Source organism: Wolbachia endosymbiont (group A) of Cydia strobilella (assembly GCF_964026745.1).
GTDB lineage: Bacteria > Pseudomonadota > Alphaproteobacteria > Rickettsiales > Anaplasmataceae > Wolbachia > Wolbachia pipientis.
Window position 1 is genome coordinate 867,621 of record NZ_OZ034694.1, and the last position, 22,831, is coordinate 890,451.

Here is a 22,831-nt window from a genome sequence, read left to right on the forward strand (position 1 = left end):
CCGTTTGACATTTAAATAATAAGACCGTAAATTACATGTGGTATAATAATAGTCTATGGTTGCTCTGAATACTCCTAAAGTCGATTTTAGTTTTACTGCAAAAGATTTTAATCTTTTGGGAGTAGACAATAAATATTATGCATTAAGTGACTGTTGTGGAAAAAATGGTCTTATTATAATGTTTATATGCAATCACTGTCCTTACGTTCAGTCAATTATTAGCAATCTGGTAAGCGATGTTGATCAATTGAAAAAAGATTATCAGGTAAACACCATTGCAATAATGCCAAATGATGTAAATGAATATCCAGAAGATTCCTTTGAAAATATGATTAATTTTGCCAAGGAAAATAAGTTTATATTTCCATATTTAATTGATAGTACACAGAAAATAGCTAAAGAATACGGGGCTGTTTGCACTCCTGACTTTTTCGGCTTTAATTCCAATTTAAACCTTTGCTATCGTGGACGTTTTAACGACACAAAAAAAGAAAAGGTTCAAAGCTATGAAGTAGGAAGTAGTGACTTATTTCAAGCTATGAAATTTATTGCAGAAACTGGTAATTCTCCAATTGACCAAAAATCAAGTATTGGCTGCTCAATTAAATGGTCTAATTCTACAGGTTAAATATCATGCACAGTGGCTCTCAGCATTTGTTTGATATTATAATTTTGCTTTCTGCTGCTGTGTTTATAGTCATAGCATTTTGGAAAATGAATATTAGTCCAGTGCTTGGTTACTTCGTTGCAGGTGCAGTTATTGGTTCTCACGGATTTAATCTGATACACTCAGCTGAAGCAATGGATAATCTTGCAGAATTTGGTGTAGTTTTTCTATTATTCATTATAGGCCTTGAATTGACATTTGAACGCCTGATCGCTATGCGTATTCATGTATTTGGGTTCGGTTCTCTTCAAGTTATAGTTACCATGGTAGCAATATGGTGCATCGCTCTTGCTTTCGGAGTGAATACGAATATAGCAACAGTTATTGGTGGTGGGCTTGCGCTATCCTCAACAGCAATAGTGTTGCAGGTTCTGCAAGAAAAAGGTTCTCAAGCAAGTCAGGTTGGTAGATTGTCGATAGCAGTGCTATTAATGCAAGATTTTGCAGTGGTACCATTAATAGTATTGGTACCTTTACTTACTGGCAATTCTGAGCACAGCCTGATAAGCTCATTGGCAGGTTCATTGGTGCAAGCAACTATTGCATTAGTGCTGATATTTATAACTGGTAGATTATTGCTTAGACCTTTATTTTCGGTTATTGCTAAAATGGAAAGTAATGAGATCTTTATATCAACAACGCTTTTAATAGTATTAGGAGCAGCATTTATTACTGAGCAATTCCATTTATCGTTAGCATTAGGTGCATTTGTTGCTGGATTGTTAGTTGCAGAAACAGAATATAGACACTCAGTAGAACACGCAGTATTGCCATTTAAAGATTTGTTTCTTGGCTTATTTTTCATGACTGTTGGTATGTCCATCAATACCGAACTTTTACTCAATAAGTTACCACTAATTACTTTATTATCGATTATCCTTATCGTTTTAAAAACATCTATTATATATATATTGTGTAGATTTTTTGGGTTTAAGAGTGCACCTGCTATACAAGCTGGGTTACTGCTTTCACAAGGCGGTGAATTTGCGTTTATTTTGTTTCGCTTAGCAGATGAGCTAAATGTGCTACCAAGTGAAATCGCTCAAGTACTTATGATGGTAACTACAGTAACCATGGCTTTCACTCCTCTTTTATCGGGGCTTGGAGATTGGATAGCAAACTCATTTAGCACTGAGAAAACAATATTAGATGATGAAGCTGTTGAAACAGATACACAAGATCTTTATAACCATGTGATAGTTGCTGGATTTGGTAGAGTGGGATATATGGTAACAAAAATGCTTACGGCAGAGCATTTAAGTTACGTTGTTGTAGATATTCAATCGAAAATAGTCAAAGAAGGAAAAAGTGATAGTTTTCCTATATATCTTGGAGATGTTACAAGATGTGAAATTTTAAAATCGGTAGGAATAGAAAGAGCTCAAGCTCTCGTTATTTCAATAAAGAATGAAGTTACTATAAAAAAAGTTGTTTCTTTAGTTGCAGCAAATTTTCCGCATGTAAATATTGTAATACGCTTACCAGATCTGAGTAATGTGGAGGTTTATAGAGATCTAGGAGCTAGTAAAATTATTCCTGAAACATCTGAGATAGGATTGCAGCTAGGTGGAGCTGCACTGAGCCTTAGTGGTATTAGCGAAAGTGGAGTTACGTCTTTAAAAAGTAGATTCAGAAAAGGCAATTACAGTATGTTAAAAGACCTTGGTAGTGATAAAGATGAATAACTACTTCTCTAATTTTATGTACAGAAAGCTTCAAGCTTTATTGAGGTTTTGCCTATAGTAAATTACGCACATAATCAACCAAATTAAGGAAAGTGCAAACCAAGTGATTGCATATTCCAAATGCTTCATTGGCTGTATAGCTACTTTGCTGCCAAAATTGTTCGGCCACAATACACACTTCTCTAGCTTAATACCTAACTCATTGGAAATTTCTTCTGTACTCAGGGTAAACCATGTATTCGAAGTAGTATCGTTCTTGATAAACCAATTTTTGCTTTTACTGCTATTGCAATATAAAACTCCACCCGCAGCTACTTTTTCAATTTTTGCTCTTTCCTCTTTTTTTTCTTTAACTATTCCTTTGTTCACTAGCATATAATTCCCAGTAGTAAGTAGCATAGGAGATAACACATGATATCCATATTGCCCTGCAAAAACATATAGTTCTATGTCACTTAGAATCCCATCGATCTTGACATGCCTATAGTTAAATTTTTCAAGGTCGTTATTGGGCAATAGATGAACCACTGGAAGACTCATACTTTTAATAATATTATTCTTCCAGTTCAATCTGAATATTTGCCATAACCCTAATAAAAAAAGAAGTGAGCAAGGTATAATTAAAATAAATACTATCTTTTTTAACACTCTATATTTGTGTTCTTAAATAGTTTTCAACACCCATTAGTTCAATAAGGTCAATCTGTTTCTCAATCCAATGGAAGTGCTCTTCTTCATTTTTTAACATCTCTTCTAATAACATTACACTAACAAAATCTTTTTCTTTCTCAGCGATAGAAATCGTTTCTTTGATATCCTTAATACCTTTTCCCTCTAATTTCAAATTAGCTTCTAAGATTTTCCGTATTGTGTCTTTTGTAAACTTTCCATCATGCTTTGATATTTCGTTTGTATCCTGAAAATTTGGAACTCCTTTAAATAACAAAATTCTTTCTGCCAACTTGTTTGCATGTTCAAGTTCTTCGTTAAGCTCATTTTTTACCTTTTCTGCAAGTCTATTAATTCCATTATTTTTGAGAATCGCAAAATGCAAAAGATACTGGCGTACAGAAGTCAGCTCATTGGTCAATAATTTATTCAAATGTTTTACTATCTCTTCATTCATAATCTTCCCTTAGTTCAATTCATCAGCATAATTTATATGATAACGATAGTTATAGCAACTCATTTAATAGTTCCTTTGATAACAAACCGTATTAAATAGCATGTCGTGGTATGTCTGTTTCTTTTTAGAAAAACAAGCAACTAGATACCAGCAGAGAGTGAGTAGCACTATAATTACTTTCAATGCACTCAAGACATTCATTAATACTTCCTGATCTTGCAAAAATTCAGTAAGGATAACTGCTACACTGTTTAACAAAGGAAGAAAAAACTGGGAAGTGCTTCTGTCAAACGCTAAATTCAAGTCTATTTTAGAATTATCTAAATTGATAGTATATATATTCAGTAACTGTTGGCCGGGAGTTGCTTGGGCCTTTGAAGATATAAAATATGTGAAGTAACTACAATTTACACACATGTATGATAGATGTAAGATCAACGGAGAATCCTCTAATAGCAGTATAATTAATAAAGTTGGAATTAATAAAATTGCTACATCTATTAAATATGCGCAAAAGCGCCTTTGTATACTGGCAATCTCTGTAACAGCGGTCATTACCTATCTTTCAAATATTTTATTATGAAATCTGTAAGTTTATCAAAATGCTGAAAACATAACAAATCTTCGTATCCACTTATTGATTGGCCATATATAATAGGTAAACAATTGGCATTTTGTGCACACAAAATATCCGTGATGCTATCACCAACAAAAAACACATTTTCTCTATTTATAGGCAATGCACTCTCTTCTAGTGCAAATAGCAGTGGAGTTGCGGAGGGTTTATCTTCTGCAGTATCGCATGACCCAACCACTCTTTCAAAGTAGGAATCTAGTTTAAAATAGGCAACTTCTTTACGTAAATTAGTATTTTTCTTATTACTTACTATTGCTAGATAAATATTGTGGCTTTTCAGTGTCTGCAACATTTTCTCTACTCCTTGATTCAGAGCGATGTTTTGCAATAGCGCATCATCTAAATATTGTTGATATATCTGATTTGCTTTTTTCCACTGATCGCCAAACAAATTGACCATATAGCTCTTTCTCGATTCGTGGGAATTTCTATCAGCAGCTTTATTACTATACCCCATTGAGTTTATGGTATGCTTAATAGCATTAAAAATATTATCTTGAGTGTCAACTAAGGTATTATCCCAATCGAATACTACTGCTAATGAGCTATCTTTCATCTCTTATATAATTATACATTTTAACTTAATAAGTAAATAGCATTTTAATGAAAAAGATATAAATAGGACGCCCTTGATAAACACTCTTTACCACAAGTTATGTTAACTGTTTTTTATATAATTAGCTAATATACTGGTTATATGATATGTTTTAATAGGTAATAGGTATGGCCCAGACATCTCAAGAAAGTGTTGAAAAAAAGTTTAAAGACGTCTTTGAACGTTCTCCAGGTGCTTTTCCAGAAGGTACCTCATTAGAAGAGAAGGTTAATTATATCGCAAAAGGAACAGAGGCTCTAAAAGCTGTGAAAAGTAAGGAGCTTGAGAACAAAATGAAAAACGTTGCGGAATTGAATCAGAAACTTGAAAGTCAAGAAGGACGTGCAGATGAAAAAGCACGTCAAGATTTTGAAAGAATTGCTGAGCTTGACCAACAATATAAAGGGAAGGGCATCTTCACAAGTGAAAAAGTTGCAGAATTAAAAAATGACAAAAAATTTCAAGAAGCAGCTAACACTCTTAGAGAAACTACAACAGAAGGTAAAAGTGTTGAACAGAGTGGACAAAAAAAGACTTCTGAGGCTTCTGTACAAACAGATACACAGCCATCAAAGCACATCGTTAGTCCCTCAGTGAGCAAGAGTTCTGTAAAAGAGAAGCTCAACACTGAGCCGGACAAAAAAGATACCACGCCTCAACCACAAGAAAATCAAAAAGAAGAAGGGTTTTTGAGTCTTCTGAAGCGCTTTGTTAAGAAAATATTAGAAAAATTTTTAGGTGAAGGTGAAAAGGATGTAGAGAATGCTCGTGGCATGAAAGAAGATGCTCAAAGAGATACGTCAAATAACGAAGAGCAACAAAAGAGTAAGCAGCTTGATGAAATTTTAAAGGACAAAAGTGTAAGCGAGGGTTTGAAGCAGGCAACAAAGCTTGAGAACCCGGCAATAACGCCTGTTAATACTCCTAAAGTGAATGAAGTAAACACGGGTCGTGAAAGGTGATCCGCTTTCAAGCTTCATTATACCGCCACGAACCGTCATACCGCCGCGGTATCTCATCCGCTAACAAGTAGCGGGATGACGATTGTCAGGGTGTCATCCCAGTGTCCCTATGATGTCATCCCAGTGCCCTGACTACTTGGATCTAGCAAGCTTTGCTTGCAAATAAGTCTAATACGCGTCGCGTTTTATGCCAAAACACAATTGGAGTTACATGCAAAATAGATCCCAGTGTCAGCTACTCGGATGACAAAAAAAGGAGCACTGGGATGACACCATTTGTTGTATTTAACAAAGTTCGTACTTAGCTTCATGTTAGCTATAAACATTAAGAAATTTACCAAGCGAAAAAAAGGCAAAAGAAGCCCCAGCTAATATCTATTTTAGAACATTGGCGTTTTTTAAGTCTTAAACACTGCAATTTAGCTGCTTTTAAATGCAACTCACCTTAGTTTAAATGTTTAAGAAATTTACTAAGCAGAAAAAAAGGCAAAAGAAACCCCGTGTTAGCTAGTTGTCACTCCCTAATCCTGCAAATTGGCGTACTATACTGTCTTAAACGACTTATAAGCGCGTTTCAGCTTGTGTAGGTAAAAACCTAGAAATATTGTGAAGACATAAGGTACACATAGTGCAAAAAATTAAAAATAAGACGCCAACTACGTTGTTTTCTTGCTGTTTAATCTGCACAGATGAAGATAACTGAATACCTTCAGTTTCATGATAAGGGGGCTGGCGGAGTTTGTCAAGTAAGTTTTTTCGTTTCTAACGGTTGTTGCCAAAAACTATGCAAGAAGTCTATTGACAGGTGATTAAATTATAATGTAGCCTATCGCCGTATATCCGGGGGTGGGTTGTTGTGAGGCTTTTTCACTTTTTACTCTTGTTAATGTGTTTTTCTCTGTATTACTATGCGGGTTTTATATTTTCGCCCTGCCCAAAAGCTACGGTTTGCTTTTCACCTGGAGAAGATTGTGCTGTACCGATAATCAACGTAATAGATCAGTCTAAAAAATCTATCTTAGTTCAAGAATATACATTTACTCTTGGAACAGTTGCAAAATCTTTGATTAATGCTAAAGAACGCGGTGTTGATGTTAAAGTCATCTTAGATAAATCGCAACTCTACTCAAAATATAGTGTTATAAATGAATTATTTTCAGGTGGAGTACCAATTTGGATCGATGATAAGCCAAAGATTGCTCATAATAAGATAATGATTGCTGACAATCAAAAAGTCATCACAGGGTCATTTAACCTTAGTAAGACAGCTAAAAAAGGAAATGCTGAAAATTTATTAATTATTACAGATTATCCTGAATTGATTCAGCAGTATGTGAAAAACTGGGAGGCACGAATGTCACAATCTTACAAATACGCTCCCAACTAATCGAGAGCGCTTGCTCAAAATCAGTTTTAAAAACAGCAAGGGAGAGCTTTTTTGATTGATTGGCATAATGATTATGATATAATGAACTAAAAATTTAAGGAATAAAGTAATGGATTATATAAATGATGCTGCCGGTAGCTACACTGCTATTCATGATTTTTTTCAAAACAACGGTGTTGGAGATTACAAAGTTCAATGCAATTATGGTGGGGTGCCGTATGCTACTGATGAGTACGTGCATTCTGGCGATAAATTTTGGAGTAATAATTTCATAGACTCACATTTTGGCAGGGAAATAAAAATGTATCCTCAAAGTGAACTTTTAGCTAAAGAATATGCTGGAAATACGTTGCCAGTTTCAATATCACTAGATAAGGATTTAATAAAAATGAAGGAATGTCAGAAAAAAACGAAATTTGTGGAACTAGAAAGGGAGTCAGGTGATTTAGTGCATGATAAGCAAAAGTATGTAAAGTGTTACACAACAAAGCTATCATATGATGATGTACATATTTACAATAACGATAAAGTTTCAACATTTAGCATAAAATACGACGTGCCAAATGATCCGAAATACAGTTTAAATATAACATTTACAAAGGTTAATGATAATAAACCAGGATTTTGGCAGAAATTTAAAAATATGTTTTAACGTGACCATTCACTGGTTTTTACTCAATCAACCAACACCAGTTAATATCAAATTTTTATAATTAAAAAATATGCTATTTTTTAAAACTTTCATTCTCCTTGACTCTGTCAACTTCACAAAACAACTCTTGGACCAAATGTATCTGGCATAACACCTTTTGGTAACTTGCTACTTCTTTTTTTCCGCATCTCCGACAACAGCCATTGATATTCCACTACATAAGGCTTGATTTTTGGTAGATCAACTTTTTTATGAATAATACTATGCTTCTCCTTAAATTGACCATTTACCCTAAACGCTATTAGCTTCCTTAAAATTTACATTAATGCCTATTTTGCCTAAACTGAAGCGTCTTTTCCAATTTTTTCTAGCATCAACTCAGCAGCTTTTTGTTCAGCAATCTTTTTACTAGAAGCGCATGCAGAAACTTTACCATAATCTTCTATGCAAACTGATATAGTAAATTCAGGATTGTGCGCTGGTCCAGTTTGTTTTACAAGCTCATACTCTGGTAAAGGCAATTTGTTTTTCTGAGTCCACTCTTGCAGTGAGGTTTTAGGATCTTGAGGGGGGTCAAGCATGCCTTTAGCTAGCTTTTCCCAATATTGGATAATAAATTTTTCAACATTTTCAAGCCCGCCATCAATATAAATTGCACCTATTAGTGCTTCAAGCGAGTTTTCTAAATTTTTTAAGTTACATCTCCCTCCATTGCAGCGTTCACTATTATTCATGATGATAAAGCTGCCTAATTTTATTTCTTTAGCAACATTAGCAATGGTGTTGCCACAAACTAAATCCGTCTTTCTTTTTGCCAATGCTCCTTCTTTTTCTTCAGGAAATAGTTTAAACAGTGTGGCAGATACAACCATATTCAAAACACTATCGCCCAAAAACTCTAGTCTTTCGTAGCTTACAATCTGGTTTTTGCTATTCCTTTTATTTACGCTTGGGTGAGTTAGTGCCTCTTCTAATATTGCATAATTTGTAAATTTATAATCAATGATCTTAGATATTGCATCATTCAAACTCTTCATACCAATTATTTAAAAGAAAAGCACTTTCTACCACCTTTATACCAGAGAATTAGTTTTATTTTATTAAAATAATACCACCAACTTCCAAAATTAATGTATACAACCCACCACCTCACTAATGTTACTAAATCCATCTCTCCTTATTAGTTCTGCAAGTTCTAGATTAATTTTGTTTACAACTTGAGGTCCGTGGTATATGAGAGCAGTGTACAACTGCACCAAAGAAGCTCCTGCCTTTATTTTTTTATATGCATCAGCACCACTTGAGATTCCTCCGCACCCTATCAATAATATTTTGCCCTTAGTAAATTTGTACATATCGCCCAATAACTCGGTTGAAAGTTTAAACAGCGGTTTGCCACTCAACCCACCACTCTCATTATGGTGAGAATGCAGATTATCTCTACTTACCGTAGTGTTGCTTACTGTTAATCCGTCAATCTTATATTCCAACGCAAGCTCAGCGATATTTTCTTTCGTTTGCTGATCTACATCTGGTGAGATTTTTAATATTATTGGTATGGATTTAGAATTATCAATTGATTTTCGGGTTAGAGTTACGGATTTCAACAATTCCGATAATTCTTGCTTATTGTGCAGATTGCGTAAATTAGGCGTGTTTGGGGATGAGATGTTCAGCACTATATAATTGCTCTTTCCATATACTATCTTTATTAAGTCAACATAATCGCTGATTTGGTCCTTTGATGTACTGTTTTTTCCTATGTTGATGCCAAAAATGCAGTCATCAAGCTTGGTTTCACCTATTTGTTTAAGAAAATAGTCTATTCCTTTATTGTTAAATCCCAATCTGTTAATTACCCCTTGATCTTTAATTAACCGAAAAATTCTTGGCTTTTTGTTTCCATATTGTGGATTACGAGTTACAGTACCAGTTTCAATAAACCCAAAACCAAATGAGAGCATAGGCCTTATAACTTCTGCATTCTTGTCAAAACCTGCAGCCAGACCTATGGGGCTTCTGAGCTTATTACCAAAAAAATTCACACTCAAAGATTCTGGTAGCTCTATAGGATTCTTATAAGGCATTTTCTTTAATGCCATAATTGCCAAAGAGTGAGCAACTTCGGGCGGTAGTAAAAATAGTAAATTACGTTTGTAAAACACTTTGCTTATTTTTAGTTTATTTTTTACCATGAAACGCTATAAGAGTATAACCATAACTTGAAAAGAAATTGATTTCACTATGGACAAGCTTTCTCTATAGGTTACACACTTAAAGCTACTGTTAACTTTTACAAGATATAGAGAATGAAAGAGGCCGGGACCGGAATTGAACCGGTATAAAAGGATTTGCAGTCCTCCGCATAAGCCATTCTGCCACCCAGCCGTTTTTTATGTGTAGATATCCATTATATCTTTTAGCATAGATAAAGCCTCCTCCCTTTTGCGTTGAAAAGTGTTACGTCCAATGATTGAACCATTACCGCCACCCTGCTTAATTTCTTTCGCTTCATTGTATATGTTATCTACTTCCTTCGATTCACCACCAGAAAAAACTACTATTCTTTTCCCTGCAAAACAAGACCTTTTAACATATTCAATTCTTTTAGATAATGATTCAATATTTTCTGTTTCTATTTTCTCCCTTTCCAAATATTTAGTTGGAAGTTTTACTTTTATTATATTAGCGCCAAGCAAAGCTGCTATGTGTGCAGCATAGGCAATAACATCAACTGCTGTTTCACCTTCTTTGGAAATCCCTTCACCGCGTGGATAAGACCATAGCACTACTGCAAGCCCGTAAGATTTGGCTTCAGCTATGATTCCACGGGCTTCCTCCATCATATCGAAACACTTAGCAGAACCAGGATATATAGTAAATCCGACAGCTAAGCAGCCCAAACGCAGCGCATCTTTCACAGAAGAGGTTATTGCCTGATCAGAGGTTAGATCCTTTGAATGTAAAGAGTTGGAACTATTAAGTTTCAAAATAAGTGGGAGCATTCCAGCATAAGTTGCAGCACCAGCTTCAATCATACCAAGTGGAGCAGCATATGCACTTACTCCCGAATCAACCGCAAGCTGAAAATGATAATGTGGGTCATAAGCATCAGGGTTAACTTCAAAACTTTTAATTGGACCATGCTCAAATCCTTGATCTACTGGCAGAATCACTAACTTGCCAGTGCCGCCAAGCTTTCCATGCATGAGAATACGAGTAAGATTTGCTTTTACCCCAGGGTTTTCACTTTCGTAGTAGCTTAGGACTTGTTTTACTTTATCACTTATCACTATAATTCAAATTGAATTTAAGTTATAGATTGTAACAAAGATGAAGTTCAATACAAGGATTTTAAACTATATCAAAAGCAATTTTATTTTCTACTTTATTCATATAGATTCTTAATTTCTTTCCTTTTATTAATTTACGATTCAGTATTTCTTCCGCTAAGTAACTTTTTATCTCTTTTTCAATAAGTCTCTCTATCGGACGTGCTCCCATTTCCTTACTATAACCTGTTTGTGCAAGATAAGATTTCACTTCATCTTCTACCAAGCAGTTTATGCCTTTTTGCGTCAGCTGCTTTTTCAGTTCCTGAATAAATTTATCTACAATATGCAGAATTATATCCGCATTTAAGTCAGAAAAAGAAATAATCGCATCAAGACGATTACGAAATTCAGGGCTAAAAACCTGTTCTATCGCTTTTTCACTATCACCAGTGTTAAATTTTTTATGCCCAAAGCCAACAAAACTTTTGCTGCGTTCAGCTGCTCCTGCATTAGTTGTCATAATTAAGATTATATTGGAAAAGTTAACTTTACGTCCGTAAGTGTCTGTAACGCAACCATAATCCATAATTTGTAGCAATATATTATAGATATCGCTATGAGCCTTTTCAATTTCATCAAGCAGCACAACACTATATTGATTATTAGATACAGACTCTGTGAGTAATCCACCCTGATCATAACCTACATATCCAGGAGGAGAACCAATCATCCTTGATATCGTATGAGACTCAATATATTCGGACATATCAAAGCGTATAAGATTCATGCCCATGCTTTCTGCTAATTGTTTTGCTAGCTCGGTTTTACCAACACCGGTTGGCCCTGCAAAAAGATAATTTGCTAAAGGCTTATTGTAATTTCTCAACCCAGATTTAGCAATTTTAATAGAATTAACAAGAGATTCTATTGCCTGCTCTTGGCCAAAAATCACCTTCTCTAGATTAGCTTTTAAAGACTTTACTTTCTGCAAATCATCAGATTCAGATCCGCAAGGCACATTTGTAATTCTAGTAATGGTATTCTTAATATCTCTACTATTTACAATTTTACCCCTGTTTCTTAGCAATTTACAATATGCCCCTGCCTCATCAATAACATCAACCGCTTTATCAGGTAATATTCGCCTAGTAATATACTTATGCGAAAGTTCAGCCGCAGACCTAATGGCATTCTTTGTATAATATACTCCATGATACCCTTCATAGTAGTGCTTTATACCATCTAGTATCTTTATCGTTTCGTTAACAGAAGATTCCTTAACATTAATTTTTTGAAACCTCCTCGCTAATGCTTTATCTTTTTCAAAACTATTGCTGTATTCTCTATATGTAGTTGCACCTATACAACGCAGTGTACCTCTTGCAAGCGCAGGTTTGAGTAGGTTACCTGCATCAAGAAAGCTACCACTTGTAGAACCTGCTCCAATGATAGTGTGTATTTCGTCAATAAAAAGGATAGCACCTGGTTTTGCCTCAATCGCTTTTATTATAGATTTTATTCTCTCTTCAAAATCACCTCTATAGCGTGTCCCTGCAAGGAGTGACCCTAAATCCAAAGCATAAATTATACTGGACCTGAGCGCACTTGGAACACTGTTTTCAATGATTTTGAGTACCAAACCCTCAACTATTGTGGTTTTGCCAACACCTGGATCTCCAACATATAAAGGGTTGTTTTTTCTACGCCTCAATAATATTTCTATAGAGCGATTTAATTCATAATCACGACCAATAACATAATCTATTTTTTTGCTTCTTGCATAGTCATTTAAATTTTTACAATAACTTTGTAGAATTTCCTCATCTTTTAGTAGCTCACCTTTATTTACTGTAGTAGGAGCATCATTATTTTTATCAAGTTTTACTTTATGATTAGTGGTGTATTCATCTATATCGTTAGAGTATTTCATGTTAGATATGTGGTAAATCAAATTGGAATCTTTCGCACTTTGTTTCTGCAATAGATCTTCAACGTATAAATCTTGCCCAGACAAAATTTCTACTAGAACACTTGCTCCATTTATTTCTTTTTTCCCCAAGCTATGAGCCCGTATTATTGCTCTGTGTATTATGCATTGAAACATTGAGCTAGGTTTAACTCCACTGATAATCAATTCAGAACTGCTTTGTAAAAACCCTTTTATATTATTATTATAATCATTAGCCTTAATATTGCATCTTGATAGAATGTTATCCATACTGATGATTTCATCGGCTCTGATATTACATCTTGATAAAACGTAATTTACATCCACGTCTTTAGTTAACGCCAGCAATAAATGTTCTACTTTCGCATATTTAAGATTAAAATTAGAAGCAATGAATAGTGCTCTATTCAAACTTGCCTCTAAGTTTTTGGAAATCATCTCCTATTCTCTTTAAAAGTGGGAACTCATATATAATGAATAGCACACAATTATTAAAAAATTTGAAATCCAGCAGTTCGCTGTAGCCAATTTGAATCCCACTCTGGATCTACGTCATAGCACCGCAATATCTCAGCATAGATTCCGCTAATGAGTAGCGGAATGACGAGTTTTACGCTTATCAAATTGTAGGTAAATCCTATTTAATACGCTTTTTCTAGTACTCTGCTTTTCTTCTTAAATGCATTGATCTTTTTTCTACCGTATTTAGTCTTTAACGTACTTGGCCTTTTAAAGACCTTTTTGCTGTTACGTTTTTTAAATTGCACACTACAATCAAAATTTAGCTCTCCTTCTTTGTCTGCCAGTGCAGGCAGTCTTCTCTTATCTTGAGGTGTAACAAAAGATAGCGCATACCCTTCAGCTCCAGCGCGTGCAGTTCTACCTATACGATGAATATAGTCAGCTTGCGATTGTGGTGCATCATAATTGATAACATGTTGAATGTGGGGAATATCAAGGCCGCGAGAAGCAACATCTGTTGCAACCATGATTTGATTACGGCCACGACGAAAAGAATTAATGACCCTTTCGCGCTTGTGCTGCCTTAAATCACCATGAATTGCTAAAGCGCTATAGTCATCTTTGTGCAATCTGTTAGCTAGCTGATCCGCTCCTCGCTTTGTTTTGACAAAGATAATGATTGATCCTTCGCGCTGACATAGTTGTGTAACAAGCTTTTCATATTTTTCTGATTCTGATGCATAAACAATTTCTTGCTTAATTTTTACAGAAGTTGTAACCTCACAATCAACAGAAATACGTTCTGGTCGATTAAGGTACTTCTCAGCAAGTTTTACTATATCTCCAGGAAGAGTTGCAGAAAACATAAGAGTTTGCCTTATTTTAGGCAAATGCTTCATAATTTCTTCAATCTGAACTCCAAAGCCCATATCAAACATACGATCCGTTTCATCAAGCACAAGAACGCTAACATTGCGAGTAATCAAAGTTTTACGCTCAATATGGTCTATAATACGACCAGGAGTACCTATTACAATTTGTGGTTTTTTCTGAAGCTGATTTAGCTGCCTAAAAATAGGCTCACCACCAATCAACAAAGCGACCCTTAGTGCAGAATTTTGAGATAAGAGTTTTCTTATCTCATTTGTTACCTGATGCGCAAGCTCTCTGGTTGGCACGATGACTAAAGCTGAACCAGTGTTAGGCTCATTCAGCAACTTAGCAACCAACGGAATAGCAAATGCTAAAGTTTTTCCAGTCCCCGTTTGAGCAGATCCGAGAATATCTTTACCTTGTAGCGCTAAGGGAATCGCTTGTATTTGAATCGGAGTTGGGACGAAAAGATTATTTTTATCTAGAGCTTGTCTAAGCGAAGCTGGGAGACCCATCTCATGAAAATTATTCACAATACGTTAGTCCTGTTAAAAGACTTCATAATAGATTAATCTTCCAATCTTAAATTTATTGCAGATTTTTTATCTTCTCCGTTTCTACCGCGCTCCTCTTTAACCTCATAACTCACCCTTTCTCCTTTTATTCCCTTCTCTTTATTCTCTCCTTTAAGTGCCTCAGGTCTTATTCCCGAACGTTCCAATGTGCTAATATGTACAAAAACGTCACCCCCTTTACCTTCTGGCTTGATGAAACCATAGCCTTTTTCGGCATTAAACCATTTTACATTACCAAATTCCATTTAAACAACTCCTAAATTATTAACTAACATTACTAATGTGATGAAAAACTTTGAAATTACGATTGAGAATGCTTTAAGCTTAGCTATTGAAACTAAACCTTTATACTCCATAGTCTATTCTTAACATTACATGACAATAATACACAATTGTTGTACTTGATGCAAATAAATTTTTTAATCGTTAAGCGAACCTGCAACCGTCATTTCGCTAACTTTAATCGTTGGTGAATTAAATTGCCCACAAAAAGTTAGATCATCTGCAACGACTAAATTGCTAAACATATCCTTCAAATTGCTAGCAATGGTAATCTCATGTATTGGATACGTTATTTTTCCATTTTCTATAAAAAATCCGGAAGCGCCTTGGCTGTAATCGCCATTGATTAAATTGACACCAAAACCAAATAAATCAGTTACATATATTCCCTCTTTCACTTCCTGAATTAATTCTTCAAACGATACATCACCATTCTCAATGTAGAGGTTACTAGCTGCAGGAATAACTGCAGCATTACTTGCACGAGTTGCACTTCCGGTTGTTTCTGAGTCTAATTTTCTAGCCGAGTATAAGTCTAAAATCCAATTTTGTAATATTCCGTTTTTTACAAATATATTTTTCTTGCTAGTTATCCCTTCTCCATCAAATGGTCTCGATGCTATGCCTCTTGGCAACAATGGATCATCGATAATATTAATTCTATCGTTGAAAATCTGAGCGTTTAAACTACCCCTCAAGAAAGAACTGTTGCTTATAATACTGCTCCCATTTATAGCAGAAGCAAAACTTTTTACTAGCCCTTTTGCTGCTCTTTTTTCAAAAATAACTGGAAATTTACCAGTTTTCATTGTACGTGAATTCAATTGATCAACTGCTCTTTTTGCTGCTTCTTTTCCCATTAACTCTGGCAACTTTAAATCACTAAAATTACATGCTATATCATAATCGTAACCAACCTTCATTTCACTTTCTCTTCCAGCAACAACAGAGACCTGATTAGCAAAGGTTGATTTACTAAACGAGCCAATAAAACCAGAAACAGTCGATAATACTGTATTCACTAAAGCGTATGAAGAAGAGGCTCCTTCAGAATTAGTGATACTCTTATGTGCAAGGGCTGAATTTTCTGCAGCTTCAGCAATTTCTTTTAGGTTATCAACGGTTACAACATTATTATCTGAGATACTTAAATCTGCAGAAGAGATATAATTACTACCATTTACAGCAAAATTAATGCAAGGATCTTCTGGCGCATTCTTTGCCATTTCTACCACTTGGCTTACTGTATCACTCAGATTATTCAAATCGTTTGTAGAAATATACGCAGCTTTGTTTTTACCTGCTATAGCTCTGATTCCTACAGTGCAATTTTTAGATTGTGATATTTGCTCAATTTTTGATAGACGCTGAGAAACTGAAGTCTTATTAGTTTCATATATTGTAACTTCCGCATCTTGATTTTGCTTTTTTATTAGTTTAGTAATATCTGCTGCAATATTTAATATATTCATTTTCTATTCCTTAGATTTCTATAAAGATTCTGCACCACCTATAACTTCAATTAAATCAGTCGTAATCGCTGCTTGACGAGAACGATTATAAAGCAATGCTAATTTGTTCAGTATCTCTTTAGTGTTTCTGTTTGCTGATTCCATAGCAACCATTCTAGCACTATTCTCACTTGTTGCACTTTCAAGTAAAGCAGAGTAAAGAGCAATTACAACGTAATCTTGAACCAAAGATTTTAAAATAAATTCAATATTTTGTGGTTCATACTCATAGCCGTAATCTGTTGTTGGACCAGCCAGAGAGCTATCAATCAAGGATGAGTCTTTACTCCATGGTTTTATTGTTTCCAACATTGGTTTTTGCGTGAAGGTATTATAGAATTTACTATAAAAAACTTTAACTTTATCGTATTTACTTAAATCTATACCATCAACCAAAGCTTCTACGTGCTTTAACGTGATTCCCTTACTATTTTCAATTTTTAAGATACTTTTAGAGTCAAATCTATTTTTACCTACATCAAAAGCTTTTTTACCAAGAAATACAATATCTACTTTTTTGCCATTTGCGATTGACTTATTTACACGCTCTTGACTAAATTTGACAATAGAAGAGTTAAAGTTGCCGCACAAGCCACGATCAGACGCAATAATGAATACTAGGTAAGAACCGTCGTTACTGACATTTAGAATTTTTGCCAGTAATTCTTGATCAACTGATAGCATTAATGAAAAAATAATGTTATGCAGCTTAGATACATATAATTTTGAATTTAATAACTTCTTTTGGCTTTGTAACAACTTTGCTGCAGAAACCATTTGCATTATTTTCGTGGTTTTCTGTACAGATCTAATATTCTTAATTCTTAAGGATAATTCCTTTAAGCTCTTCATTTTGTATACAACCCTGATTTATTAAAATATATAACTGTTAGTGTCTAAAAGCAAGTTTTTTTGACATTAAAACCAAGTCTAGCTAAGAAACTTGCAGGTTTATTGTTTGGAGATAAGGATTATATTAAGAAAGTGCTCTAACTTCAGCAATATCAATGTGAAAGTAGCCTAAGAGGTTGTCCGGAAACTAGTAAATTCAAGCATATTCCCTCTTTAACATAACCCTACTCATAGCTAGGTATATGAAATTCTCAGTGGATGTTGTGAGTAAATCATACTCCTTCGATAGCCTTCTATTCCTATTAACCCAAGCAAAAGTCCTTTCTACAACCCATCTTCTTGGCTGTACTTTAAACCCTTGTTCTCTTGTTGGTAGTAGCTCAGGTGGCGTATCTTTGTGCACCCAAAATCTACATGGAGGCCTTTTAACAATTTCAATATCTATGTCATATTCTTCCTTTATGTGATTCTTTAAATTTCTTCCTTGGTATCCCATGTCAGCCCACATTTTTTTAACTTTAGTATATTTTGTTCTCATATTGTTTAATGCTATTTTAATACCATCTCTATCATTTTCGTTAGCAGCACCTACGTAACAACCTAGTATAAAACCCTGAGTGTCTGTAATTATATGCCTTTTTCTACTCTTTACTTTTTTACTTCCATCATAGCCTTTGATCCCCCCTTTTCTGTAGTCTTTACAGATTGACTATCTACTATACAGGCACTCGGCTGCTCATTCCTTCCTATTTTTCTTCTACTATATTTTGTAATTTCATAATTCATTTTCTCAAAAATTCCCTGCTTCTTCCATTGCCTGAACTGCTCATACACAGTCTTCCATAGCGGAAAATCATTTGGTAAATACCGCCATTGACACCCTGTACGCAATACATAGAAAATTGCTTCTAATATTTCTCTTTTGCTATACTTTGGCGGCCTTCCTCCTTTCTTGTATGATACTCTGAAGTGTTTTTCTATTCTTGCCCATTCCCTTTCGCTTAGATCTGTTGGATACTTTTTTCTCATCTTTACCCCGTACTAAAATTTCAGATATTATAGCCTTTTACTTGTTTCCGGACAACCTCTAATCGAATTGTATAATTTTACAACAATATCTAAACATAGTAAAATGTTGCTTATTCTATAAAAACCCGATTTTCAATAATACGATGAAATCGTCAAAAACTAATGAGAATTTTTGGCTGTATGGAAAGCACACCTGCATGTAAGCACTGAAGAATAAAAATAGGCGGTGTATAGAACTGTTAGTAACAGAAAATTTCTATAGAGAACACGAAAAAGAAATTAAGCAATATGCAAATAGTAAGGGCATTAAAGTTCGATTAGTAGAAAACAAAATACTTAATGACGTTTTACCCAAAGGTGCTAACCATCAAGGAATTGCTTTAAATGTTGCCCCTATTCTTTATAACTTAAGCATCGAAGAAGTAGCTGAAAGCTCAAACGACAGTTCTACTATAGTCATTTTAGATCAAGTCACTGACACGCACAATATTGGATCAATTTTAAGAACTTCAGCTTGTTTTAATGTCGACGCATTGGTTTTACCACATAACCATTCACCGAGTGAAAATGCATCTATTGCAAAAGCAGCAAGTGGGGCTTTAGATATTGTTCCGCTAATATACGTTACAAATATAGTAAAAACTATGCAGTATTTAAAAAAGGTCGGCTACTGGTGTTACGGGTTTGATTGCAATGCTAAAGAAAATATAGATGAAATAAAGAGTTTTGAGAAAAAAAGAGTAATTATTTTTGGTTCTGAAGAGAAAGGAATGCGGAGGTTAGTTAAAGAAAATTGTGATTATCTTTTAAAAATCCCAATGTCAAATGCAATTAACAGTTTAAATGTTTCAAACGCAGCAGCAATAGGCCTATATTCTATTTATATTAAAACAAATGCCAGCGCATAGCTGTTTATAATAAAAACACTTGATAAAAATATGGCTTTATATTATAATGTGTTAAGTAATGGATAAAAGGAGTTATATTATGTCTTATATGAGAAATGAACAGGATATTCGCTCTCAAGGCGTTTATTATAGTGCTGGGCTTAGAAGTTACCTAACTAAAGTATATAATTACATGGCTTTAGCTTTGGGCGTCACAGGGCTTGTTGCATTTTTAACAGTATTTTCTGGTCTTTTTCAAGTAATTTATTCTAATCCCGTTCTATCGCTTGTGGTAATGTTATCTCCGATTGCATTGGTGTTCTACATGTCTTATAGAATTCAACACCTAAGTGCTCAGTCTGCCGTTACTATATTTTTCTCGTTCTCAGTGTTAATGGGGCTTTCCTTATCTTATGTTTTTATAGTTTATACTGCAGAAAATATAGCAAGGGCGTTTTTCATTACATCAATCATGTTTGGCTCTATGGCTTTATATGGCAATACTACAAAAAGAGATCTTACAAGTATGGGCTCTTTCTTGATTATGGGAGTTTGGGGGTTAATCATTGCGTCTATAGTAAATTTATTTCTTGGAAGTAGTCCTCTCCACTTTGCAATATCGTTCATATCAGTAATAGTCTTTACCTTAATGACTGCGTATGATGCTCAAAGAATCAAGGACGTTTATTATAAACATAATGACGGATCAGAAGTTGCTACTACTAAATTGGCAATACTCGGTGCAACTAATCTTTATTTTGACTTTATTAATATATTTCTCAATCTACTCAGGTTACTTAACTTGTTCAACAATAGGGATTAGATGTTTTCCTTTTTAAGGAAAGGCAGTAAGAATTCTATAGTTTTCTTTTTAGTATCTTTAGTTGTGTCGATGATATGTCTTGCATATGCATCGGTACCTCTATATAGCATTTTCTGTAAAGCTACTGGGTATGGTGGCACAATAAGAAAAGTAACTAACACAACAACAAATATAACTAACCAAAAGATCAGGGTCCATTTCAATGCTGATATAATGTCCGATCTACCTTGGGAGTTTAAATCAGAAACTAACTACGTTGACGTAAACATAGGAGAACAAAGTTTAGCGTTTTATTACGCAAAAAATCTATCTGATCAGCCTTCATTTGGTATGGCGGTGTATAATGTTACGCCTTTCAAAGCAGGTAAGTATTTCAATAAAGTTGCATGCTTTTGTTTTGAAGAGCAAATGTTGCTACCAAAACAAAAAGCAGCTATGCCCGTATCTTTCTATATAGATCCTGAGATAATGCTTGATAGTAATACAAAAGATTTGGGCGAAATAACACTATCATACACGTTCTTTAAGCTTAAGTAACAGAATGTTTGCAAACCGTGTCATTTCAGTAATCAATAGGGTGTCATCCAAGTAGCTGACACTGGAATGACAGGAGGTAACGCAAGAAGTCTATTGATTGTGAAAACAATAACTTTGCAAAATATTAATTGTTAGATAACATAATCAAAGTTTTTATCTTAATATTCATCATGGTTAGAGCTATACAAATTAAAAAAACTGGGGGACCAGAAGTATTAGAATTTGTAGATAAGAGTATAGGTGAGCCAAAAGGCGAGGAAGTTTTAGTACGTCACACAACTATCGGCTTAAATCGTTATGATTTAGAGCACAGAAAAGGTACGCGCAAAATTAAAAATTTACCATCAGTGCTTGGGGTAGAAGCAGTGGGAGTTATTGAAAAGCTTGGTAAAAAAATCAGTGATGGATTGAAGGTTGGAGACAGAGTGGGATATTGCACAGCTCCTCCAGGGGCATATTGTGAAAAGCGCATTATACACCAGAAATATCTGATAAAAATTCCAGATGACATATCTGATGAAGTTGCTGCTGCAGTGCTGTTTAAAGGTATGACAGCTCACTATTTAGTTAATCAATCTTATAAAGTTAGGCCTGGTGCTTTCGTGCTAGTTCATGGGGCTAATGGTGGTTTAGGACAAATAATATGCCAATGGGCAAAGGATAAAAAAGGTGTAGTGATAGGTTCTGTAAGCTCTGATGAAAAAATGAAGATAGCTTTACAAAGTGGCTGCACATACGCAATAAACTACAATGATAAAGACTTCGTTTCTAAAGTTATGGAGATTACGCAAAACAGAGGAGTAGGTGCAGTGTATGACCCTATAGGTTACGCTACAAGCAAGCTTTCTTTTGAATCTTTAGGCAGGTTCGGCATATACGTTTCCTATGGGCAGATATCAGGTAACGCTCCTATTAGTTTTTCTTTACTTAGTTCACGTTCGTTATTTGCAACTGGAACCTCAATATACCATTATAAGCATGATAGATTCACATTAGTGCTTACCACAATGGAAATCTTCGAGATGATAAGAAAAAAACTTTTAACTGTACGGATCAATAAAAAATATAAATTTGATGAAATAATTCAAGCACATCGTGATATGGAAAATAGAAAAGCGAGTGGGTTAAATATTATCAAAATCTCTTAAATAAATTAGTAATTTAAACTAACCATTCATTAAGTCATATCAACTAGAACTTCACATATTTAATTCTCCTTTTGGGGGAATTAAAAGCATATAGCTAAACTGACTTAGATTTACCGACAACCGTCATCCCGCTACGTGTTAGCGGAATCTATACCGCGAATAGACTTCTTGCATAACCCAAATTAAGTAGAAAAAGGTATCATCCGAGTAACTGACACTGGTTCCTTTATGACGGTAGTAGCCCCCCTTCTCCTGTCATTCCAGTGCTCCCTTTCTTGTCATCCAAGTAGCTGACACTGGGATGGCTTTGTTGCATCACACTTTATGAGATGGTGATTTATGGTAAATTCATGTAACTATCTCAAATTTAGCCATACCAATATCAGTGAATTTATTAAGCAAATAGCATTTAGTTCTTTTTCTCGATTTATCTCAGATTTATTCCTAAAACTAAATCCGAATATTTGCTTTAATCTTGAGAAAAACCCTTCAATATAAGATCTTTTCCCATAATTTACTTCTTTTTTCCATTCTTTCATGCCATCTTCACCGTATAATTTTATTAACCTAATAGCAGCATTCCTGTCAGACATATAATCTATTTCTGGATGTTCTGCCGCATTGTTTATTGGTGGAATTTTTGTCTTTATATCATATTCGTTACACAACTTATAAAACTTGTGCCTATCACATGCTCTATCTGCATATAGTGCTTTTATGGCATGCTGAAAATCAACTTCTTTTAGCAAATCACAAGCTCCATAGTGATCAGAGTAGACACCGTTACTGTATTTTACAGCTATGGCTTTTTTGTTGTTTATATTCAACATTACGTGCAATTTTCTCGTTTGCTCATAGCCACGATATTTTCTGTCAGTGCTATTTTCCTTGCTGTGTGTTGTTGTATATACTAATTCC

The 22,831-nt window shown here is 34.7% G+C and carries 24 protein-coding genes and 1 tRNA gene; 9 read left to right on the forward strand and 16 right to left on the reverse strand.

Annotated features, from left to right (window positions below; translation table 11 throughout):
• Positions 1-55: 55 nt before the first annotated feature.
• Positions 56-628 carry a thioredoxin family protein gene (locus tag AAGD76_RS04285; RefSeq protein ID WP_010081997.1) on the forward strand — a complete coding sequence of 191 codons (573 nt, stop codon included), beginning with the start codon at positions 56-58 and terminating at the stop codon, positions 626-628.
• A gap of 5 nt (positions 629-633) precedes the next feature.
• Positions 634-2,352: a monovalent cation:proton antiporter-2 (CPA2) family protein gene (locus tag AAGD76_RS04290; protein WP_341820431.1), complete on the forward strand. Its 1,719-nt coding sequence runs from the start codon at positions 634-636 to the stop codon at positions 2,350-2,352.
• A gap of 30 nt (positions 2,353-2,382) precedes the next feature.
• Here the strand turns inward: AAGD76_RS04290 and AAGD76_RS04295 are convergent, their stop codons facing one another.
• The 4 genes from AAGD76_RS04295 to AAGD76_RS04310 all read right to left on the reverse strand — a co-directional run bounded on the left by AAGD76_RS04295 (position 2,383) and on the right by AAGD76_RS04310 (position 4,671).
• The gene (locus AAGD76_RS04295) at positions 2,383-3,000 is read right to left on the reverse strand and encodes an SURF1 family protein (RefSeq protein ID WP_341820432.1); all 618 of its coding nucleotides are present in this window, start codon (positions 2,998-3,000) and stop codon (positions 2,383-2,385) included.
• A 1-nt stretch (position 3,001) separates the two neighbouring features.
• The gene (bfr, locus tag AAGD76_RS04300) at positions 3,002-3,478 is read right to left on the reverse strand and encodes a bacterioferritin (protein WP_007549093.1); all 477 of its coding nucleotides are present in this window, start codon (positions 3,476-3,478) and stop codon (positions 3,002-3,004) included.
• Between the two features lie 63 nt (positions 3,479-3,541).
• Positions 3,542-4,033: an RDD family protein gene (locus tag AAGD76_RS04305; protein ID WP_341820433.1), complete on the reverse strand. Its 492-nt coding sequence runs from the start codon at positions 4,031-4,033 to the stop codon at positions 3,542-3,544.
• Entirely contained in the window at positions 4,033-4,671 is a 639-nt protein-coding gene (locus tag AAGD76_RS04310; protein WP_264329592.1) for an HAD family hydrolase, read from the reverse strand. Before AAGD76_RS04310 ends, AAGD76_RS04305 begins: the two co-directional genes overlap by 1 nt.
• A 167-nt stretch (positions 4,672-4,838) precedes the next feature.
• Between AAGD76_RS04310 and AAGD76_RS04315 the strand changes: the two genes are divergently transcribed.
• A complete protein-coding gene (locus tag AAGD76_RS04315; RefSeq protein WP_341820434.1) occupies positions 4,839-5,672 on the forward strand; it encodes a hypothetical protein in 834 nt (277 codons plus the stop codon).
• Positions 5,673-5,857: 185 nt separating this feature from the next.
• Here the strand turns inward: AAGD76_RS04315 and AAGD76_RS04320 are convergent, their stop codons facing one another.
• A complete protein-coding gene (locus tag AAGD76_RS04320; protein WP_153296786.1) occupies positions 5,858-5,998 on the reverse strand; it encodes a hypothetical protein in 141 nt (46 codons plus the stop codon).
• A 560-nt stretch (positions 5,999-6,558) separates the two neighbouring features.
• Here AAGD76_RS04320 and AAGD76_RS04325 point away from each other — a divergent pair.
• Together AAGD76_RS04325 and AAGD76_RS04330 are read left to right on the forward strand one after the other, a co-directional pair.
• Positions 6,559-7,059 carry a phospholipase D family protein gene (locus AAGD76_RS04325; RefSeq protein WP_010082055.1) on the forward strand — a complete coding sequence of 167 codons (501 nt, stop codon included), beginning with the start codon at positions 6,559-6,561 and terminating at the stop codon, positions 7,057-7,059.
• Positions 7,060-7,168: 109 nt separating this feature from the next.
• Entirely contained in the window at positions 7,169-7,711 is a 543-nt protein-coding gene (locus AAGD76_RS04330; protein WP_006279913.1) for a hypothetical protein, read from the forward strand.
• Positions 7,712-8,049: 338 nt separating this feature from the next.
• Here the strand turns inward: AAGD76_RS04330 and rnc are convergent, their stop codons facing one another.
• From rnc to AAGD76_RS04385, 10 genes are all read right to left on the reverse strand, one after another.
• Positions 8,050-8,748: a ribonuclease III gene (gene rnc / locus AAGD76_RS04340; RefSeq protein ID WP_006279914.1), complete on the reverse strand. Its 699-nt coding sequence runs from the start codon at positions 8,746-8,748 to the stop codon at positions 8,050-8,052.
• Positions 8,749-8,838: 90 nt separating this feature from the next.
• Positions 8,839-9,906: a quinone-dependent dihydroorotate dehydrogenase gene (locus AAGD76_RS04345; RefSeq protein ID WP_007548704.1), complete on the reverse strand. Its 1,068-nt coding sequence runs from the start codon at positions 9,904-9,906 to the stop codon at positions 8,839-8,841.
• A gap of 121 nt (positions 9,907-10,027) precedes the next feature.
• A tRNA-Cys gene (locus AAGD76_RS04350) sits at positions 10,028-10,099 on the reverse strand.
• A 5-nt stretch (positions 10,100-10,104) separates the two neighbouring features.
• Positions 10,105-11,001: a class I fructose-bisphosphate aldolase gene (locus AAGD76_RS04355; protein ID WP_209473361.1), complete on the reverse strand. Its 897-nt coding sequence runs from the start codon at positions 10,999-11,001 to the stop codon at positions 10,105-10,107.
• Positions 11,002-11,065: 64 nt separating this feature from the next.
• Positions 11,066-13,372 (reverse strand): AAA family ATPase, encoded by a 2,307-nt coding sequence (locus tag AAGD76_RS04360; protein ID WP_341820435.1) that lies wholly within the window; start codon positions 13,370-13,372, stop codon positions 11,066-11,068.
• Positions 13,373-13,575: 203 nt separating this feature from the next.
• Positions 13,576-14,802: a DEAD/DEAH box helicase gene (locus AAGD76_RS04365; RefSeq protein ID WP_038199603.1), complete on the reverse strand. Its 1,227-nt coding sequence runs from the start codon at positions 14,800-14,802 to the stop codon at positions 13,576-13,578.
• A gap of 35 nt (positions 14,803-14,837) precedes the next feature.
• Complete coding sequence (locus tag AAGD76_RS04370; protein WP_006279919.1) at positions 14,838-15,089, reverse strand: cold-shock protein; 252 nt, start codon at positions 15,087-15,089, stop codon at positions 14,838-14,840.
• A 174-nt stretch (positions 15,090-15,263) separates the two neighbouring features.
• Positions 15,264-16,598, reverse strand: coding sequence for a TldD/PmbA family protein (locus AAGD76_RS04375; RefSeq protein ID WP_010081974.1), 1,335 nt, complete (start codon positions 16,596-16,598; stop codon positions 15,264-15,266).
• Positions 16,599-16,616: 18 nt separating this feature from the next.
• On the reverse strand, positions 16,617-17,489 hold the full coding sequence (atpG, locus tag AAGD76_RS04380) for an ATP synthase F1 subunit gamma (protein ID WP_010081973.1): 873 nt from the start codon (positions 17,487-17,489) through the stop codon (positions 16,617-16,619).
• Positions 17,490-17,685: 196 nt separating this feature from the next.
• A protein-coding gene (locus AAGD76_RS04385; protein WP_341820157.1) for an IS5-like element ISWpi1 family transposase occupies positions 17,686-18,518 on the reverse strand; the annotation gives its coding sequence in 2 pieces (ribosomal slippage) (positions 17,686-18,149 and positions 18,149-18,518; 834 coding nt in all).
• Between the two features lie 206 nt (positions 18,519-18,724).
• Between AAGD76_RS04385 and rlmB the strand changes: the two genes are divergently transcribed.
• From rlmB to AAGD76_RS04405, 4 genes are all read left to right on the forward strand, one after another.
• Positions 18,725-19,426 carry a 23S rRNA (guanosine(2251)-2'-O)-methyltransferase RlmB gene (rlmB, locus tag AAGD76_RS04390; RefSeq protein WP_341820565.1) on the forward strand — a complete coding sequence of 234 codons (702 nt, stop codon included), beginning with the start codon at positions 18,725-18,727 and terminating at the stop codon, positions 19,424-19,426.
• Positions 19,427-19,505: 79 nt separating this feature from the next.
• A complete protein-coding gene (locus tag AAGD76_RS04395; RefSeq protein WP_341820436.1) occupies positions 19,506-20,228 on the forward strand; it encodes a Bax inhibitor-1/YccA family protein in 723 nt (240 codons plus the stop codon).
• Positions 20,229-20,765, forward strand: a complete 537-nt coding sequence (locus tag AAGD76_RS04400; RefSeq protein WP_010082343.1) for a cytochrome c oxidase assembly protein — start codon at positions 20,229-20,231, stop codon at positions 20,763-20,765.
• A 170-nt stretch (positions 20,766-20,935) separates the two neighbouring features.
• Entirely contained in the window at positions 20,936-21,913 is a 978-nt protein-coding gene (locus tag AAGD76_RS04405; protein WP_038199239.1) for a quinone oxidoreductase family protein, read from the forward strand.
• Between the two features lie 356 nt (positions 21,914-22,269).
• Here the strand turns inward: AAGD76_RS04405 and AAGD76_RS04410 are convergent, their stop codons facing one another.
• Positions 22,270-22,743 (reverse strand): transposase, encoded by a 474-nt coding sequence (locus tag AAGD76_RS04410; RefSeq protein ID WP_250296353.1) that lies wholly within the window; start codon positions 22,741-22,743, stop codon positions 22,270-22,272.
• Positions 22,744-22,831: the final 88 nt, after the last annotated feature.